The sequence below is a fragment of the Streptomyces sp. NPDC058525 genome (assembly GCF_042719495.1).
Classification (GTDB): domain Bacteria; phylum Actinomycetota; class Actinomycetes; order Streptomycetales; family Streptomycetaceae; genus Streptomyces.
Window position 1 is genome coordinate 30791 of sequence record NZ_JBHXNP010000017.1, and the last position, 17210, is coordinate 48000.

At 73.9% G+C, this 17210-nt stretch carries 13 protein-coding genes; 2 read left to right on the plus strand and 11 right to left on the minus strand.

Annotation, left to right across the window (positions count from 1 at the left end; genetic code table 11):
• Nucleotides 1-79 precede the first annotated feature (79 nt).
• Nucleotides 80-880, plus strand: a complete 801-nt coding sequence (locus tag ACFWP3_RS11530; protein WP_384218949.1) for an excalibur calcium-binding domain-containing protein — start codon at nt 80-82, stop codon at nt 878-880.
• 48 nt (nt 881-928) lie between these two features.
• Here ACFWP3_RS11530 and ACFWP3_RS11535 read toward each other — a convergent pair whose 3' ends face one another.
• The 8 genes from ACFWP3_RS11535 to ACFWP3_RS11570 form a co-directional block, all read right to left on the minus strand.
• The gene (locus ACFWP3_RS11535; RefSeq protein ID WP_384218951.1) at nt 929-2650 is read right to left on the minus strand and encodes a hypothetical protein; all 1722 of its coding nucleotides are present in this window, start codon (nt 2648-2650) and stop codon (nt 929-931) included.
• A gap of 109 nt (nt 2651-2759) precedes the next feature.
• Nucleotides 2760-3020: a DUF6406 domain-containing protein gene (locus ACFWP3_RS11540; protein ID WP_384218954.1), complete on the minus strand. Its 261-nt coding sequence runs from the start codon at nt 3018-3020 to the stop codon at nt 2760-2762.
• 4 nt (nt 3021-3024) lie between these two features.
• On the minus strand, nt 3025-4515 hold the full coding sequence (locus ACFWP3_RS11545) for a hypothetical protein (protein WP_384218956.1): 1491 nt from the start codon (nt 4513-4515) through the stop codon (nt 3025-3027).
• A 25-nt stretch (nt 4516-4540) separates the two neighbouring features.
• The gene (locus tag ACFWP3_RS11550; RefSeq protein WP_384218958.1) at nt 4541-6673 is read right to left on the minus strand and encodes a hypothetical protein; all 2133 of its coding nucleotides are present in this window, start codon (nt 6671-6673) and stop codon (nt 4541-4543) included.
• A complete protein-coding gene (locus ACFWP3_RS11555) occupies nt 6670-9987 on the minus strand; it encodes an ATP-binding protein (RefSeq protein WP_384218960.1) in 3318 nt (1105 codons plus the stop codon). The genes ACFWP3_RS11550 and ACFWP3_RS11555 overlap by 4 nt, the downstream gene beginning before the upstream one ends.
• A complete protein-coding gene (locus tag ACFWP3_RS11560; RefSeq protein ID WP_384218963.1) occupies nt 9984-11927 on the minus strand; it encodes a hypothetical protein in 1944 nt (647 codons plus the stop codon). Before ACFWP3_RS11560 ends, ACFWP3_RS11555 begins: the two co-directional genes overlap by 4 nt.
• A gap of 124 nt (nt 11928-12051) precedes the next feature.
• Entirely contained in the window at nt 12052-12942 is an 891-nt protein-coding gene (mmuM, locus tag ACFWP3_RS11565; RefSeq protein WP_384218965.1) for a homocysteine S-methyltransferase, read from the minus strand.
• A gap of 17 nt (nt 12943-12959) precedes the next feature.
• Nucleotides 12960-13883, minus strand: coding sequence for an LLM class F420-dependent oxidoreductase (locus ACFWP3_RS11570; RefSeq protein WP_384218968.1), 924 nt, complete (start codon nt 13881-13883; stop codon nt 12960-12962).
• A gap of 204 nt (nt 13884-14087) precedes the next feature.
• Between ACFWP3_RS11570 and ACFWP3_RS11575 the strand changes: the two genes are divergently transcribed.
• Nucleotides 14088-14345: a hypothetical protein gene (locus ACFWP3_RS11575; protein ID WP_384219065.1), complete on the plus strand. Its 258-nt coding sequence runs from the start codon at nt 14088-14090 to the stop codon at nt 14343-14345.
• Between the two features lie 214 nt (nt 14346-14559).
• Here ACFWP3_RS11575 and ACFWP3_RS11580 read toward each other — a convergent pair whose 3' ends face one another.
• The 3 genes from ACFWP3_RS11580 to ACFWP3_RS11590 form a co-directional block, all read right to left on the minus strand.
• Nucleotides 14560-15045 carry a DUF6099 family protein gene (locus ACFWP3_RS11580; RefSeq protein ID WP_384218971.1) on the minus strand — a complete coding sequence of 162 codons (486 nt, stop codon included), beginning with the start codon at nt 15043-15045 and terminating at the stop codon, nt 14560-14562.
• Between the two features lie 123 nt (nt 15046-15168).
• On the minus strand, nt 15169-15510 hold the full coding sequence (locus tag ACFWP3_RS11585; RefSeq protein ID WP_384219058.1) for a nucleotide pyrophosphohydrolase: 342 nt from the start codon (nt 15508-15510) through the stop codon (nt 15169-15171).
• A 126-nt stretch (nt 15511-15636) separates the two neighbouring features.
• Complete coding sequence (locus ACFWP3_RS11590) at nt 15637-16902, minus strand: ATP-binding protein (RefSeq protein ID WP_384219060.1); 1266 nt, start codon at nt 16900-16902, stop codon at nt 15637-15639.
• Nucleotides 16903-17210: the final 308 nt, after the last annotated feature.

The window sequence follows — 17210 nt, forward strand, 5'->3', positions numbered from 1 at the left end:
TCAGCCTCAATTCCAGCCACAGTCCCCGCCTCAGCTCCAGCCCCTCAGTCCCCGCCTCAGTCCAACCTTCAGGAGAGCCGTGTACCAGCCGCCGTACCCGTACGCCCCCGCACCCGCGCCCGTCCGGCGCTGGTGGCAGCACCCCGCCCTGATCATCACCGCCCTGGTCGTACTGCCGCCCGTGGGCATCGCGCTCGCCTGGGCGAGCCGCTGGCAGCAGCCGCAGAAGATCGTCGCGACCGTGCTGTCCGGCGTCTGGTTCCTCATACCGCTGCTGTCGGATTCACCGGAGGAGCCGGCGGCCGACGCCAAGGCCGGAGCGGTGGCCGCGGCCTCCGCGAGCCCGAGCGCGGCGAGTCCGAGCCCGACCCCTCCCCCGGCCACGACCGCGCCGCCCGCCCCGGTCGCCGACCCGCTGATGCCCGACGTCGTGGGCAAGCCCTTCGAGCAGGCGGAGAAGACGGTGGAGGATCTGATCACCGGCGAGCTGCAGGCGCTCAGCGCCTACCGAGACGTCGAACTCCCCGCCGCCCACGGCCCGTGGCTCGTCTGCTTCCAGAGCTTCCGGCCCGGCATCGCGCTCGGCGCGCAGGGCGCCGCCACGACCGTGCACCTGGTGGCGCCGGGCACCGGGTGCCCCGCGACGACGGACACGAACCTGCGCCGCCCCCCGACGACGGCGCCCGCGCCCGACCCCGCGCCCGATCCCACACCCGAGGACGACGGGGGTTCGACGGGCTCGACGGACGGGGGCGGCAGCGTCTCCTACCGGAACTGCGCCGCCGTACGGGCCGCCGGAGCGGCCCCCATCCGCCGCGGCGACCCGGGCTACGGCCGGCACCTCGACCGCGACGGCGACGGGGTCGGCTGCGAGCGGTAGGGGCCGCGCGGCAGGCCTCGGAATCGGCGCGGCTCCGGGGCCTGCGGCTCAGCGCGGCTGCGGGGAGACCCGGGACATGAGGCCGATCCCCGGATTGCAGTCACCGAAGACGACCCGCCGGCCGCCGGGCGCGGCCTCCACCAGGACGAGGCCGGTCGGGGGCAGGGCCTGCAACTGCGTGGGCTCGACCGTGAACTCGTACAGCCGGGAGTTCGTTTCGCCGGTCGTGGTCGAGGTGGCCGTCGAGGCGTTCACGCTCTCCTGCCAGCTGCGGGAGAGCGAGGTCCCGGACGTACTGGAGGAGCCCTGCTTCAGGCCGCCCGAGGTGAAGGAGGAGGACTCGCCGAACTGTTCGCCGTAGCTGCTGCCGCGGCCCGTCGTCAGGGTCTCGCCGACCTGCCGCGTCAACTGGTTGACGATGAAGGTGTGCTGGCGCCCGATGAACTCCGCGGCCGCCTTGGCCTCCTCGCCGTTGCCCATGCGCATGAACACGGTCGCGCTGCTTGAGCCGCCCGCGAGGTGCAGGTTCCCCTCACGGAAGTGCTCCAGGATCAGCACCAGGCGGACCCGGGCGTTGCGGGCGTGCCGGGCCAGCGCTTCGAGGGCGTCCCGCCCCATGTGGTCGGCGCCCGCGACGACGAGGGTGCCCGTGCCGGGCGGGAAGGTACGGGTGCGCAGGGCGTGGATCAGCCGGAAGAACATGACGCGGTCGGCGAGGTCCTTGAGGCGGGGGCCGAGGCCGTCGGTGGCGAGCACCGTAAGGGCCCCCGGACTCCACCACCCGGCGGCCGGCCGGTCCCCCGCGACACCCTGCTCCGCTGCGGCCAGCGACTCCAACTGGTCCTTCACGTAATGCAGTTCGTTCTGCCGTCGTTCTCCCTGGCCCACCGAGTCGACGGCTTCGGTGAGCCGGGCGACCTCGTGGGGTGCCAGCGGGCCCGAGCCGTCGGCCGCCGGTTCGTACAGCCGCAGCAGCACGGCCAGGCCGGCGGCGAGCCGGCCGTAGGTGAGCGGCGGGTCCAGGCGCCGCGCCACGGTGCGGATCAGCGTCACGTCCACGGTGTGCAGATCGGTGTCGGTCCCGGGCGGCCGCATGGTGGCGAGCGCCCCGGCGAGGGACTCGGCCAGGTCATCGGGTCCGGACTCGGCGCCGAGATCGGTGAGGAGCGAGGCCGCAGGGAACTGCACATGCCGTACGGGGACCCCCTGCTGCGCGGCGAGGCCCGCCAGCTCGAGCGCGACGGCCTGCTCCGTCATGTCGACGACCAGGAGCGCCTGCCCGCCGGCGAGCACCGGCCCCCCGGCGGTGGCCAGCAGGCTGGCCCACCCGTCGCCGGTGCCGCCGACGACGTCGATCCGGTCGGGGCCCGAGGTGAGCACGAGCGGAAACCAGGTGTCGGCGGTGGCCGCCCGGCGGAGCTGGGCCTGCCAGTGCTCGTGCAGGATCCGCTGCCAGGCCGCCACCCGCTGCTCGTGCGCCTCCCACTGCCGCTGCCGCTCCAGGGCGGCCCGGTGCCGCGCCCGGTCGTGCTGCCGCGCCGGATTGGTGACCAGCACGACGACCACGAACACGACGGCCAGCACGACGGCGGGGATCAGGCCGACCGTGATCGCCCCGAGAGCGAGGATCGCCAGCACCACCCCCACGCTCTGGGCCCCGCTCAGCCGCATCTCGCGCCGGTTGGCCAGCTCGGCCAACTCCCCGAAATACGGCTCGACCCACACGGGCGGACGCCCACTCTCCGGATGCGCGACGGGCGGCTCAGGCACAACAAACTCCCACCCCCACCGCTCCCGCCCCCCGAACACCGCCCGGGCCAACTCCTCGCCACTCACTCCTGCTCCCCCTCCGGTGCGTGCCGCTCGCGCGCTGATGTGCCTAGTCGGTCTGGTCTTCAACCTTGCGGATGACGACCCGCCAGTCCCCGGAAGGGTCCACGACCCGGTCGAGCGTCCAGAGTTCGTCCCGGACGGGGAAGGTGTCGCCCGGTTCGAGGGTGTAGCGGCGCTCCTCGTCGGCGTTCACGCCCAGTCGGACCGTCAGGGGGTGGTCGGGCCGGGCATCCACGTGGATGACTCCGAAGAAGGCGAAGTCCTCTTGGTGCGGGATTCCGCGCCTGAGCCAGATCTCAGTGGTCACGTCGTCACTCCAGAGTGATGTAGGTCGGGTCTGTGAACGTCCTGAACTCTTTCTGTGTCAAAGGCTCCGGGTGCAGTGTCTGCCAGGGATTGTGGAGGTGGACCCTTCCCTGGTCGTCCACTTCGGTCACCTCGTACGCATGGCCCCCCTGGAGGTCCTTGGGCAGTGGGGCATTGGCGAAGTCCGATTCCAGGCGGGTACTGACGATGACGGGCTTTCCATCGACGAGTCGTTCCCGGATGTCGCTCATCAACTGCTCGCCCTGGGGGTGGTCCACGAGCAGGGAGGGCTCACCAGTGAGTTGAGTCAGCATCTCCGCTTGCTCCCAGGCCACGGTGCCCTCGGCGAGCCGAGCATAGCCTTCGGGCAACTCTCCATCGCTACCGATGCTTTGCGCCCACTCATCCCTGCGTTCCGGCCCCCAAGTCTGGTCGATTCCCGCGAGCGCCTTCTCGTAGATCGGTCCACATGCGACGCCGGTGTGCGTGGAATCCGCGTAGGCCGGCTTATGCGGGGAGTGGTCGAATACCGGGAGATCGGGAGTCAAGGTCAGTACCGTCCGGCGGCCCGTGGGTTCGAATCCGTCACCCCCGGCCTTGGGCCTCGCCTCGTGCAACGACACCTCGTAGTTGCCGTCCTCGGTCTCCCTCAACCCTTCACGGAGCGCCTCCGGCCTTTCACTGGCCACGGCACCGAGCACCGCGATGACAGCGCAGTCACCGATTCTCCCCTGCTTCATCTGCTCACGCCCAAGTCCCTCGTCGAACGACGGAACCCGGGTTCCGTCAGCGCGATCGAGCGGCGTGCCGTAACCCTCCGGTACCGGCGCTTCCTCCGGGTCCTCAGGGGGGTCTGGAAGCGCTGGGCGATCGACGAATGCGGTCAGACGCTCTGAGTCGTCCGCGTCGTTCGGGGCCGCCCGGTCGCCGGACGGTTCGGTGAGGGTGTCCGTCGCGGAGGCGTTGCCGTCGGAGCTGTCTCCCATCGTGCCCGCGTCACCGTCGGGATCGGTCGACTGTGCGTCCGTCCCCTCCGCGATCGCTTCAGAGTCCTGCGCTTCCTGTCCTTCCGTTGCCGCCCCCTCGCTGACTCCAGCCTCGGGACCAGACCCGGGCAGCGGGCCCTGGTCCGTGGCGGCGATCGGCGTGGCCTCGGGAGTCGGATCCGCAGGCCCGTCACCTGTCGGCGCATCGAGCGTCGAATCCTGCGTGTCGGGATCGCCGTCCGTCGCTCCTTGGGAGACCTCCTGCGACGCGTGCTCGTCTTCCTTGTCCGCGTCGTCGGCCTCGTCGGCTTCGTCGGCTTCGTCGGCTTCGTCGTCGGAATCCTGGGCGTCGCCGTCGTCGTCCTCGTCATCCTCCGTGCCGGCCGTCTTGTCCTGTGCGTCCCTGTCGTCCTCTTCCAGTCCGTCCCCGTCCGTGGCGACCCCCTCGTCGTCGTCGACCGGGGGTTGCCCTTTCGCTGAGTCGTCTGCTTCCTGGGCGTCTTGGCTCATGACCGGTTCCTCCTCCCCTCTGCGCTCAAAGCCCCATGTCCTTGCCCAGGCCGCGTCCCCGGCGCTGTTCCAGGTTCTGTCGCAGGCTCTGTGTCATCTCGGGCGTTACGTTCGGCACCCTGCGAGACCGGTTCGCGTCGGCGGCTGCGGCCAGTTCCGAGACGTTCGCGAGGCCGGCTGTTGCGGCCTTCATCCAGGACGTGTCCGGTCGCGGGCCCGTTTCGGGGCGTTGCTCGCGGGACTGCTCCGGTTCCTCCTGGCGCTGGGCCTCCCGCGAGGCCTCGTAGTCCTGTTGGGCCTCCACGGCCTTGGCCATGTTGGCCGCGCGCATGCGGTCCACGTCGGGTTCGAGCTCGAGCCCGCGGATCTTCAGCTCCTTGCCTTCGACATCAGGACCGTCGTCGCTGCGCCTGTCCTGCGGCGGTGGGGCATCGGTGGGCCGGGGGGTGAAGAACTGGCTCCAGGGGTTCTCGTCGGGGGTGCCGTCGCCGTTGTTGGGGGCGTCCGCCGCGGCGGAGCCGTCGTCCGGGTCGTTGTCGGGGCCGTTGTCGGGGGCGTCTGACGCTGCGGAGCCCTCGTCGGGGTCGTCGTCGGGGCCGTTGTCAGGGGCGTCCGGGCCGTCCGGGTGTGTCCGGGCGCCGCCGCCGTCCGGCTGGGTTTCCGGTGCCGGATTGTCGCGGGTGAGCCAGGGGTTGGGGCGGGGCTCGGGCGCCCCCGGCTGGTCCGGATCCGCCTCCTGGTCCGGCAGAGGGTCGCCGTCCTCCCAGTCGTCCTCCGGCCGGGAGGTGTCGGTGGGCGCTCCCGTGTCCGGCCTCGCGTCCGGCGCGCGCTCGCCCGTCGCTTCGGCACGGACGGCCGCGGCCCGGGCGTCGAAGGACGCGCTCGCGGAGGCCTCGCCCGCGGCGTTCGTGGCTTGGGCGGCCAGGCCCACGACGGCGTCGGCCACGGCCTCCGTGACCTGAACCGCTCCCTCCGCCATCTGGGTTATGGCCGCGCCGAGTTCGTCGCTCGCGTTGCCCAGCTCGCCGCCGGATGTCCCGGCCGACCCGGGGTCGTCGGTTCCGTCGGCCGGTGTCTGACCGTCGCGCTGCCCCGGCTCGGGAGACGACTGTGCCGGGCGGTCCGGCTGCCCGTCGGCGCGGGGTGCGCCGGCCGGTGCGGGCTGCTCGGGGTACGCGGCCGGAGCAGGCCGGTCCGCCGTACCCGCGGCCTCCGGGCGTGCGGAGTCGGCGGTCGGGGTCGCGGCGGGCTCGGAGCGGCCGTCCAGCGGCTGCCGGCCCTGTCCGGGCGCCCCTTCCGCGCCGCCCTGCGCCGCCCCTCTCTCGGGCCCTCTCTCGGCGCCTCCCTCTGGGCCTCCCTCTGGGCCTCCCTCGGCACCTCGTTCGGGCCTCGACCCGGGCGGGGACGCGGCCTCGGGGTTCGACGCCGCGCCTGCGGAGTCGGAGCCGGCCTCACCCCGGGACGCCGGCTTCGGGCCGGGCGGATCACCACGCTCCCCACCGTCCCGCTGCCCGGGCGAGTCTCCGCCGCCCTCCCCACCGCCTCGCTGCCCGGTCCGCTCCCCGGCCTTCCCCGCCTGCCCACCGTCCGACGACCCGGGTCCATTGCCACCCTCCTCACCCGACGGGGGCCCGGGCCGCTGCTCCCCGCCCTTCGCACCGCCCGGCGGACCGGGCGGGTTGTCGCCCTGCCCGTCCTTGGGCGGATCGGACCGGCCGTCGTCGCCATCGTCACCGTCATCGCCGTCGTCGCCGTCGTCGCCGTCCGGCTGCTTCGACTGCTCGTCGTCGCCCTCATCGCCGTCGCTGTTCTCCGGCTGCTCCGGCCGGCCGCCGCCGTCTTCATCGCCGCCGTCGTCGCCGCCCTCGCCGTCGCCGTCGTCGTCCGTCGGGGCCGGCGCCTCCTTGGGCGGATCGCCGTCCGTCTCGGTTTCGGCCGTGGACGGGAGGGGTTCCTTCCCGTCCGGCTCCGGCCGGTCCTCCGGTTCGTCGCCGTCCGTGGGCTTGTCCCGATCCTCCTCCTCGCCCTCCTGCGACGCCTCCGAGCCCTTCTCGGATCCGCCCGTCCCCTCCCCGCCCTCCGCCTCCTCCGAGTCGGCCGGTCGGTCCAGCTCCGGCTCCGGGGGTGCGTCCGACGTATCGCTTTCGAGTCCGCTCATCGGCTGGTCCCCGTTCCCCCGGCGCAGACCTGCGCCGCCCGCTTCGCCGTCTCCGCCACCACCGCGCGCAGCCGCGGACCCGGTGCGCAGGCCAGGGCGAAGGCTCGTCTGATGTGTTCCTCCGTCGTGCCTCCCGTGACCGCCGCCACCGCGTCGCGCAGGCCGCTGCGTTCCACGTCGCCGATCCGGGCGTGGACCTTCCCCGGCCCGTATCCGGGCAGGGCCCGCACCTGGAGGCGGTGGTCGGCGCCCGAGGTGCCGGTCAGGAGGAGGCCGCGGGATGCCCAGTCGGCCGTCTGGGCCTCCGTATAGGTGTGCGGTCCGTCCGGGGTGGCGCGGCGGGCCTCGAGGATGGCGTCCAGGACGTCCCGGAAGCGGAAGTTGGCGTACGTGAGGCGGCGCCGGTCCACGGGCGGTGGCTCCGTCCCGGCCAGGGCCGAGGAGAGGACGGTGTGCAGGCGGGCCGCGAAGTCCGCCGGGTCGACCTCGTCGCGCATCAGGGCCTCGCGCGCGGCGACGGCGCGTTCCACCGCGTACACGAGGGTGCATTCCAGGTCGCGCGGTTCGAGCGCCCGCAGCTCCGTCCGTACGCTCCTGGCCGGCGCCGGGGCGACCTTGCCCATCGCCTGGGCGGCGGCGGCCGCTTCCACCCAGATCAGCTGGAGCGGTCGCAGGGAGCGGTGGTGGGAGTCGTTCATCGTGCGCAGGGTGCACGGCCGGCCGTGGCAGGAGGCGCCGCACAGCGGGCTGCGGCCGGCCAGGAGCGGGGGGTCGGCCGACGCGTCCTTGGTGTTCTCGTCGTGTTCCCCGTGCGGGACCGAGATGAGGACGGGACGGTCCATGCCGTCGGACGCCACGGCGGCGCGTCCCGGTGGCAGGGCGACGACGTTCTCGCTCTGTTCCGGCTGGAGGTTCATCGTGGCGCCGACGGCCCGGCGGTCGTCCTCGGCCGGGAGCCGGTGCATGATCTTCAGCGCGCTGTTCTTGACGACGTCGGGGAGGATCTTGCTGGGGATCTGCTCGACGATGACGACGCCTTCGCCGTACGCGCGGATCTCCGCGAGGAGCGAGGCGAAGAGCTCGACGGCGGCGGCGGCCGGGCCCTCCTCGACGTTCTTCAGCAGCCGGTGCGCCTCCTCCACGACGAGGACGTGGCGCAGCGGCACCCCGCCCGCGCCGTGGTGGACCCGCAGGTGTTCGACGATGCGGATGAGGACGGCTCCGATGAGGAACGCCTTGTCCTGGTCGTGCGTGATCGTTTCGAGTTCGAGGACCACGTTGCCGGAGAGCAGTGCGGCGATGTCCATCGGGTGGCCGCCCTCGAAGAACCGGCCCGGGGTGCCCTCCCGCAGCGATCCCATGCGGACGTCCACGAAGCCCCGGACGTTGGCGGTGATCTCCTTGCCGTAGCCGATCATCTCGACGACCCGCCGGGCCGTCGCCTGGAGTGCGCCGAGTGTGGGGTAGACCGCCGACCGGGGTGCGTCGGGCTCGCCCAGTGCGAACTTCGGTTTGTGGGCGGGGCGGGGCTCGCCGGTGACCAGGTCCCAGCCGGCGTCCGTGTAGCACTGGGAGAGGGCCCGGGCCAGCACCTGCGGGAACGGTTCTTCAGCCTCGAAGGCGGCCAGGAACAGGTTCCGTACGAGGTCCACATGGCTCTGGAGCGGGAAACCGGGCTCCGGTTCCAGCGGGTTGAGGGATGCGGGCGGCACGTCCACGTCCCCCGGCCGGATGACGGTGACCCGGCGCGCGGCGGCCGGTCCACCCGCCGCGGCGAGGCGGCCGGCCATGCGGGCGTACTCGGCCTTGGCCGGCTCGATCGCGAGCCACGGGATGGGCCGCTCGTGCGTGGACAGGGCGGTGAGCAGGCTGCGTACGGTCTGGGACTTGCCGGAGCCGGTGGCGCCGCAGACGAAGGCGTGCCGGTTGAGCGTGGAGCGCGAGACGTGGAGCCGGTCGGCGGCGGACAGCGACTCGTCGAGGATGTCGCCGATGAGGAAGCCGTCGGAGCGCCCGGTGCCTTCGAAGCCGTCGTCCGTGTCGTCGGCCGTGACGTCGAAGCGGTTGGGGGCCACCGTGCGGATGCCTGGCAGTTCCCGCTCCGGGGGCCGGGCGAGCGCGGCGACCAGTTCGGCGGGGGCGATGAAGGGCGAGCTTCCCGGCAGCCCGCCGCCTGCCGCTCCTGCCGATCCTGCCGCTCCCACCGCCCCTGCCGTTGCCACCGTTCCCACTTCGGCCAGTGCCTCGGCCAGCGGTACCGGCCGCCGCGTCGGTACGAGGACGTACGGCAGGTCGTCGAGGTCGCCCGAGCCGCACAGCAGTGCCGCCGAGGCGAGCGCCGACTCGGGGCGGGCGGCGCCGACCAGGACGCGTACGGTCCACATCCCGGTGGCGAGGGCGCGCGTCAGCTCGCGGTAGCGGGCCTCGGCCCGTTCGGCCGCCACCCGGTCCGCCGCGGAGTTCTCGCGCTGGCGCAGCCGCGGCAGGTGTACGGCCAGTGCGGCGCGCTCCTGCTCCAGCCGCTCGTACGGCAGGGGTTCGGCCAGGACCAGCCAGGCGAAGGCGTCCGGGAGGTGGGCTACGGCGTCGTCGAAGGAGCCGCGGCGTTCCGTGGGGAGGGCGCGTTCGTCGTCGCCCATGCGCAGCGTGTCGTGGGAGCCGAGGCAGGGCAGCCAGTACGGCATCCGGTCCAGCAGGGCGGCGACCTCGCCGGGCGGCACGTCCCGGGCCGTGGCGCCCGGCGGGTAGCCGAGCGGGCGGGCCGCCGGGCCGCGCGGTTCCTCCCCGGCGGGCGGGAAGAAGGGGGCGCCGCCCACGAGGAAGTGCATCGGCCGGTGCGGGCCGGGGCGTATCCAGGCCGCGGCGAACCCGGTCGGGCGGCCCTCCTCCCCCCGGTGGCCGAGCACGGCGTGGGCCGCGGTGACGGCCGCGGCGAGCTGGGCGGCCGTACGGTCCTCCGCGCTCGGGTCGTCGGGGCGGCGGGGCACGGTGAGCAGGCGGTGGAAGCGGTACGCGGCCAGTGCCGCCGATCCGGCCGATCCCGCGGGTCCGGCCGGTCCCGCGGGTCCGGCCGAGACGGCGGGTCCGCCCGGGACGGCGAGTCCGCCCGGGACGGCGAGTCCGCCCGGGACGGCGAGTCCGCCCGGGACGGCGGGTCCGCCCGGGACGGCGGGTCCGCCCGGGACGGCGGGTCCGCCCGGGACGGCGGGTCCGCCCGGGACGGCGGGTCCGCCCGGGACGGCGTCTGCGGGGACGGCGTCGCCGGGGACGGCGTCGCCGGGGACGGAGCCGCCAGGGGTCTCGGCCCGGGTCACGGCAGGCTCGGGCGGGGCCGGGCGGACAGCCGGGGCCAGAGGTTGATGGCCGGGTTGCAGTCCCCGAAGACCACGCGGCGGCCGCCTGGGCCCGCCTCGACGAGTACCAGTCCGGTCACCGGCAAGGCTTGCAGCTGGGTGGGCTCGACCGTGAGCTCGTAGACGCGGCTGAGGTTCTCGCCGGTCGTGGTCGACCGGGCGGTGGAGGTGTTGGTGGAGTCCTGCCAGCTGCGGGACAGGGAGGTGCCGACGGAGCGCGAAGTGCCCCAGCTCCGGCTTGAGTTGCCGGTGAGGCCGCTCCAGCCGGAGGAGCCTCCGCTGTTGAAGCCCTCGGTGTCGGAGACGCCGCGCTGGTAGGTGTAGCTGCTGCCGCGGCCCTCCGTGAGGGTTTCGCCGACCTGCCGGGTCAGCTGGTTCACGAGGAACTTGTGCTCCTGCCCGATGAACTGCGCGGCCGCCTTGGCCTCCTCGCCGTTGCCCATCCGCATGAACACGGTCGCGCTGTCCGATCCGCCGGCGACCTGGACGGCGGCCTCCCGCAGGTGTTCCAGGAGGAAGACGAGCCGGACTCCCGCGCTGCGTGCCTGGCGCGCCATGGATTCCAGTGCCTCCAGGCCGAGGTGGTCCGCTCCGGCGATGACGAGGGTGCCGGTTCCGGGGGCCACGGCGCGCTTGCGCAGTGCGTGGAGCAGCCGGAAGAAGACGAAGCGGTCCGTCAGGTCCTTGCGGCGGCGGACGATGTCCTCGGTCGTGAGGATGGTCAGGCCGCCGGGCCGCCACCAGTCCGCCGCGCGGGCGTCGGGGGCGGCGACCGGCTCGGCCTTGGTGAGCAGTTCGGTCTGGGCCCGTACGTAGCGGAGCTCGTTCTGGACGCGTTCTCCCTGGCCCACGAGGTCGATGGCCCGGGTGATCGACTCGACCTCGGCGGGGCTGAGCGCGCCCGGTCCCTCCGGGGCGGCGTCGTAGACCCGGAGCAGGACGCGCAGGCCGGCGGCGAGACGGGCGAAGGTCACCGGACCTTCGAGCAGTTCGGCGACGGTCTGCAGCACGTCCACGTCGATGGTGTGGAGATCGACGTCCGCGCCGGGCGGGCGCATGGTGCCCAGCGCTTCCGCCAGCGATTCGGCCAGCTCCTCGGGAGTGAACTCCTCGCTCAGATCGAGGTCGAGCAGCGCTCCGGGCATGGGCACGTGGGCGACGGTGATGTCGCGCCGTGCGGCGAGTCCGGCCAGTTCCAGCGCCACCGCCTGCTGGGTGAGGTCCAGGACGACGACCGACTGGCCGCCGCCGAGGAGCGGGCCGCCGACCGTGGCGAGCAGGCTGGCCCAGCCGTGGCCCGTGCCGCCGAAGACGTCGATGCGGCTGGGTCTGGAGGGGAGGGAGAGCGGGAACCAGGTGTCCAGCTTCTCGTTGTGGCGCAGCTGCTCCGCGCGGTGGTTGTCGATCCGGGTCTGCCAGGCGCGACGGCGCCGCTCGTAGTCCTCGCGGGCCCGTGTGCGGGCGGCCTCCAGGCGGCGCCGGGCGGCCCGGAGCCTGGCCTTCGGTGAGGTGGCCACCATCAGGGCGATGGTGAGGACCACGACGACCGCCGCCACGCCCGGTCCGCCGGCGATGAAGGCCACGACGCCCGCTATGACGGTGATGCAACCGAAGCCGTTGGTGTTCCTCTTGTCCTTGGCCCGCTCTTCCATCGCGCGGACCTCGTCGCCCGAGGGCTCGGTGTACACGGGCGGGTTGCCGGCGTCCCGGTGGGCGGGCAGCTCGGGCGGCTGGACGAACTCCCACCCCCAGCGCTCCTCCCCGCTGAAGACGCGCAGTGCCAGTTCGTCCCCGGCGCGGCTCTCGTCCCCTGGTCCGGCGTGGCTCACGTCCCCCGGTCCGGTGCCGCCCTCGTCCCCCGGTCCGGCCTGGCTGACGTTCTCGGTCTCGGCAGCACTCATCAAAGCCCCCGTTCGATGTCGGGGCATCGTGGCCCGCACAGGTGTCACCTGTCACCTGTCGCGACACCTGAGGAAGCCGTCTTTGACCGGAACTCACCTACTACTGACTGGACTTGATGTGTCGTCAGCTGTTCGGACGGCGGCATTCCGCGGCCAGGCCCGCGATCCGGTCCGGGCCGATGCGGCAGCAGCCGCCGATGAGGCGGGCGCCCGCCCGGTGCCAGGCGCCGACGGGCCAGGCCGAGTGGGTTTCGGGGGTGTGCCAGGTGGCGGTGGCGGCTTCCCACACGGAGCCGTCGTTGGGGTAGGCCAGGAGCGGTGTGCGGGTGGTGGCCGCGGCCGCTTCCAGGGCGGGCAACACCTCTGCCGGGTCGCAGCAGTTGACGCCGACCGCGATGACCTGCGGGGATGCCGCGGCGAGGGCGAAGGCCTCCGGGAGGGGCGTGCCGGAGCGGGTCCGGCCGTCGGCGACGGTGTAGCTCAGCCATGCCGTGGCGCCGGTTTCCCCGAGGACGGTGAGCAGAGCCTCCGCCTCGTCGGGGTCGGGGATGGTCTCCAGGGCGAGGACGTCGGGGCCTGCGGCGAGCAGGGCCTCGATGCGGGGGCGGTGGAAGGCGGCGAGCCGGCGCACGCTCAGGCCGTAGCGGCCGCGGTACTCGGAGCCGTCCGCGAGCACCGCGCCGTACGGGCCCACGGAGGCGGCCACCCACACCTCGTGGGCGGCGGCCCCGGCGGCGCGGGCGGCCAGGGCGACGCTGCGGTGCAGGAGCTCGGCGGCCCTGGGGTGGTCGGGGCCGATCTGGTAGCTCGCCGTGATCAGCACCTCGGCGCCGGCCCGTGCGTACGCCGTGTGGGCGGCCTCCACCTGGTCGGGCCGTTCGGCGAGCACCCGCCCCGTCCACAGGCCGCCGGACAGGTCGCAGCCCTGGGCGGCGAGCTGGTTGCTCAGCCCGCCGTCCAGGATCACGGTCCGCCGGGCCAGGGCTTCGGCGAGCGGGCCGGTCGCGCGTGGCATCGTCGTCCCGTCCCCGGTCAGCCGAGCTGGGCGAGGACCTGTGCGGAGATCAGCTCCAGGTGGTCCAGGTCGTCGAGGTCGAGCAGCTGGAGGTAGACGCGGGAGGAGCCGATGGCGGCGTAGGTCCCGATCTTCTCCACGACCTCGGCCGGGGAGCCGGCCAGGCCGTTGGCCTTGAGCTCGTCCACGTCGCGGCCGATGGCGGCGGCCCGGCGGGCGACCTCGGCGTCGTCCTTGCCGACGCAGACCACGAGGGCGTTGGAGTAGACGAGGTCGCCGGCCTTGCGCCCCGCCTCCTCGGCGGCCTCCCGGACCCGCCCGAACTGCCGCTCGCTGTCGGCGAGCGAGGCGAAGGGCATGTTGAACTCGTCGGCGTACCGGGCGGCGAGGCGCGGGGTGCGCCGGGCGCCGTGTCCGCCGATGAGCACGGGCACCTTGGCCTGGGCGGGCTTCGGCAGCGCGGGCGAGTTCTCCACCTGGTAGTGGGTGCCCGCGTAGTCGAAGGTGGAGCCGGTCTCGGTGGCCCACAGGCCGGTGATGACGGCCAGCTGCTCCTCCAGCCGGGCCATCCGCTCGGCCGGGAAGGGGATTCCGTACGCCTTGTGCTCCTCCTCGAACCAGCCTGCGCCCAGGCCCAGTTCGATCCGGCCGCCGGACATCTGGTCGACCTGGGCGACCTGGATGGCGAGCACTCCGGGCAGCCGGAAGGTGCCGGCCGTCATCAGGGTGCCCAGCCGGATCCGCCTGGTCTCGCGGGCCAGGCCCGCCAGGGTGATCCACGCGTCGGTGGGCCCGGGCAGGCCGTCGGCCGCGCCCATCTTCAGATAGTGGTCGGACCGGAAGAACGCATCGAAGCCCAGGTCCTCGGTGGCCTTGGCGACGGTCAGGAGGGTGTCGTAGCTCGCGCCCTGCTGGGGTTCGGTGAAAATGCGAAGATCCATGCCCCCCATCCTGCCCCTCCCACCCCTGCCGGGTGAATCTGCGTCAACCGGACGGTCCACCCCGGACGCCGCCAGTGACCACCCCGGAAAGGGATCGTTGGCTCGGACGGAGCCGGACCGCCCGGCCCGCGCGCCGGCGGCCGCATCGCCGGTACGTCCACCGCGCCCTTCCGCCCCGGAAGGGCCAGGGCCGAGGAGGCCGCCATGTCCCACGAGGTCGTGCCGGAGACCCACCGACAGACCGGACAGTCCGGACAGGCAGCACACGAGGACGCACGTCAGGAGCCCGCCGTACCCGCCGAGGGCGGCGCGCCGAAGGGCCTGCTGCAGCAGATGGAAGAGCTGATGGCGGCGCTGAACGCCGACCTGTCGCAGCTCGACGCCGACCTCCAGTCCTCCACCGACCGCGCCCCGGTCACGCCCGCCCCCGAGAGCGGGCGCCCGTCCTACCGGCCGCTGTGACCGTACGGGTCCCGTCGCGCGCGGCGGGACCCTGGGGACACCTCGGACTGCACGCCTGACACCTCGGAGGCACGTCGGACGGCACGTCGGACGGCACCCTGCACGGCACCTCGGTCGGCGCCCCGCACGGCGCACGGCACCTCGGTTCGGCGCCCCGCACAGCGCGTCGGGCTGCGCTGCGGTCGGCGCCCCGGACGGTACTCCGGACGCCGCGTCAGGCCACGCCCGAGGCGGAACCCCGCTCGCGCACCGCCATCCGGCGCAGGATCGCCCGTACCCGGTCGCTCGACTCGTCAGCCGCGTCGATCGACTCTATGCACTGCCAGTACAGGGTCTCGTCGTCCGTCCCGCAGGCCACCCCGACCAGGGCTATGCCCACTTCGCCCAGCAGCGCCTGGAGTCCGAGCAGCGCCTGCCGGACATCCGACACCTCCGTCAACTGCGCGGCCCGCGGCGGATATTCGGGCGCGCTGCCCTCACCGCGCAGGGCCGCCCGGTCTATCAGCCCGCAGCCTCTGCCTCCCGCTTCCCCCAGTCCCCGTGCCTCCGCTCTCATCTCCGGCGGCCCGGTGACCGCCAGATAGCTCCCTACGCCCTGTGCGAGCGCCTGGGCCTGCCAGGCCTCGCCCACGATGTCCCACGCAGCCCCACTCTGTGCCAGCGCGTGCCGGCCGGCCGCGATGAGCCGTACCGCATCCATATGCCGTCCCCCGTCCGCACGACATCCCGCCGTTGTCACCACTACCCAGAGTGAGGGCAATGAGGCAGTAAAGCCAGGGGTATTCGGAAAATGTGGACAGAAACGTGATTGTGAAGGAGTCCATCACTCCGAAGAGTGACGATTCGGTGTCGGTTCACCCGTCACCGGGAAGCGGAGCTCGTTCCTCTCGATCTTCGCGGCGAGCGCATCCAGCACATCCACCCCGAGAGCCTCACAGAACTGCAGGAGATACGCGAGCACGTCGGCCACCTCATCGGCCACGCGGTGGGCCGTTTCCGGCTTCTCCATGACCGCCGCCGACTGTTCCGGCGTCAGCCACTGGAAGATCTCGACCAGTTCCGACGCCTCCACGCTCAGCGCCACCGCCAGGTTCTTGGGCGTGTGGTACTGCTCCCAGTCGCGCGCCGCGGCGAAGTCGGCGAGCCTGCGCTGCAGCAGGTGCAGCCGCTCGGGGCCCGGCGCGCGCGGCGCGCGCGGCTCATCCGCACCATCCGCCGCATGCGCATCATGCGCCGCGCGTGTGTCGTGCGCGTCGTGTGTGTCGTTGACGTTCTCGGCATCGCTCATGGATCACAGGTCTACCACCGTCACGCCCGCCAGCAGGCGGGCGGCCGCCGCGGTCTCCTCTCCCGCCGCCGCCGCCAGCCGGACGTGCCCGCGCCCGCACGACAGCAGGGCCAGCCGCAGCAGTTCGGTGCTCTGGTTCCGGTCCAGGCCGCGGTCGAAGCCGTCGGCCAGTACCGTCAGCGCCTGCTGCGCGGCGAGCAGTTCGGCGGCCGGGTCCATGGCGAGCACGCCCGGCCCGGTCAGCAGGACCAGCGCCAGGGCCAGGAAGCGCAGTTCGCCCGAGCCGAGCCGGGCCAGTTCCGTGGCGGGCCGGTCGGCGCCGCGGTCCAGTACCGCCGTGACGGGGCCGTCGGCGGGAGCCCGTACGTCCAGCCCGGCGACCGGTCCCGCGCAGCCGGTACGGGCGGCCTCGGCCAGCAGCGCGTACCGGGTGCCGCATTCGTGGCGGGTCCGGCGCAGTACGTCGGCCAGGTTGGCGCAGTCGCCGAGCAGCCGGCCCTCCCCCGGCGGGACGGGGGCGCGCATCCGGCCGGGCCGCGGGTCGCAGGGGAACACCGAGCGCAGGGCCACCACGACCTGTTCGGCGGCGGCCAGGACCTGGCGCTGGCCGGCCGTGGCGCCGGCCACGCGGAGCGGGAGCAGGGCGGTGCCGAGCCGGTCGTCGGGCAGCGGGGCCCGGGTGACGCCGATGGCTCCGCCGGTCAGCCAGGCCCCTTGTACGGAGCGCCGGCCTGGGTCGCGCAGCGCGGTGGCGAGCAGGATCTGCCCCGGCTGCGAGAGGCGTTCGCCGACGATGCGCAGGGCGGGCTCGGCCTGGACGGCGAGGTCGAGGCGGACCGGTCCGGCGGGGCCGTCGACCGTGCAGCCGATCCGGAAGCCGCGCCGCCGGTCGGCGTCGGGGACGGCCAGGTCGGGGATGCGGGCGGCGGCGTCGGGGAATGCCTCGTCGAGGGTGGCTCCGGAGCCGAGCGCGGCGAGGGCCTCGTAGGCGGCCAGGGCCTGGGACTTGCCGCTGCCGCTGGGCCCGGCGAAGAGGGTGACGGGCCCGAGCGCGAAGGCCGCGCCGCGGTGCGGCCCAAAGGCGGACAGCCGCAGCTCGGTCACCCCGGGCCGATGCAACCGCCCGCCCTGCGCGGGCACGCCGCCCACCCGCCGGCCCCCGGCTAACGCGCCGTCGGGGGCCCCGGCGGGCGCTTGGGCGGGAACGATCGCGGGACGCGCGGCGGAAGGCCCGGCGTCCAGCGCGGCTGAAGGCCCGGCGGGCAGCACGCCCGGGAGCCCGGCGCCGAGCGCGCCCGCGAGCCCCTCGTCGAGCGCGGCGGAAGGCGCTGCGCCGAGCGGGGCGGGGATCCCCACCGGAGGCGCGGCGGGCTGCCCGGCATCGAGCGGGCCCAGAACCTCGGCGTCGAAGCTGGCGGAAAGCCCGGCGGGCAGCTGAGCAGGGACGGTCGCGGAGCGCGCGGCGGGAGCGTCGCCGAACTGGCCCGGAGCCCCACCGGCAACGGCGCCCGGAGACCCGGCGTCAAGCGCGGCCGAAGGCCCGGCGTCCAGCGCGACAGGCTGCCCCGCGTCAAGCG

Coding starts and splice junctions, on each gene's coding strand:
- ACFWP3_RS11545 (WP_384218956.1), bottom strand. CDS start 4,515: ATGAGCCAAGACGCCCAGGAAGCAGACGACTCAGCGAAAGGGCAACCC.
- ACFWP3_RS11550 (WP_384218958.1), bottom strand. CDS start 6,673: ATGAGCGGACTCGAAAGCGATACGTCGGACGCACCCCCGGAGCCGGAG.
- ACFWP3_RS11560 (WP_384218963.1), bottom strand. CDS start 11,927: ATGAGTGCTGCCGAGACCGAGAACGTCAGCCAGGCCGGACCGGGGGAC.
- mmuM (WP_384218965.1), bottom strand. CDS start 12,942: ATGCCACGCGCGACCGGCCCGCTCGCCGAAGCCCTGGCCCGGCGGACC.
- ACFWP3_RS11570 (WP_384218968.1), bottom strand. CDS start 13,883: ATGGATCTTCGCATTTTCACCGAACCCCAGCAGGGCGCGAGCTACGAC.
- ACFWP3_RS11575 (WP_384219065.1), top strand. CDS start 14,088: ATGTCCCACGAGGTCGTGCCGGAGACCCACCGACAGACCGGACAGTCC.
- ACFWP3_RS11580 (WP_384218971.1), bottom strand. CDS start 15,045: ATGGATGCGGTACGGCTCATCGCGGCCGGCCGGCACGCGCTGGCACAG.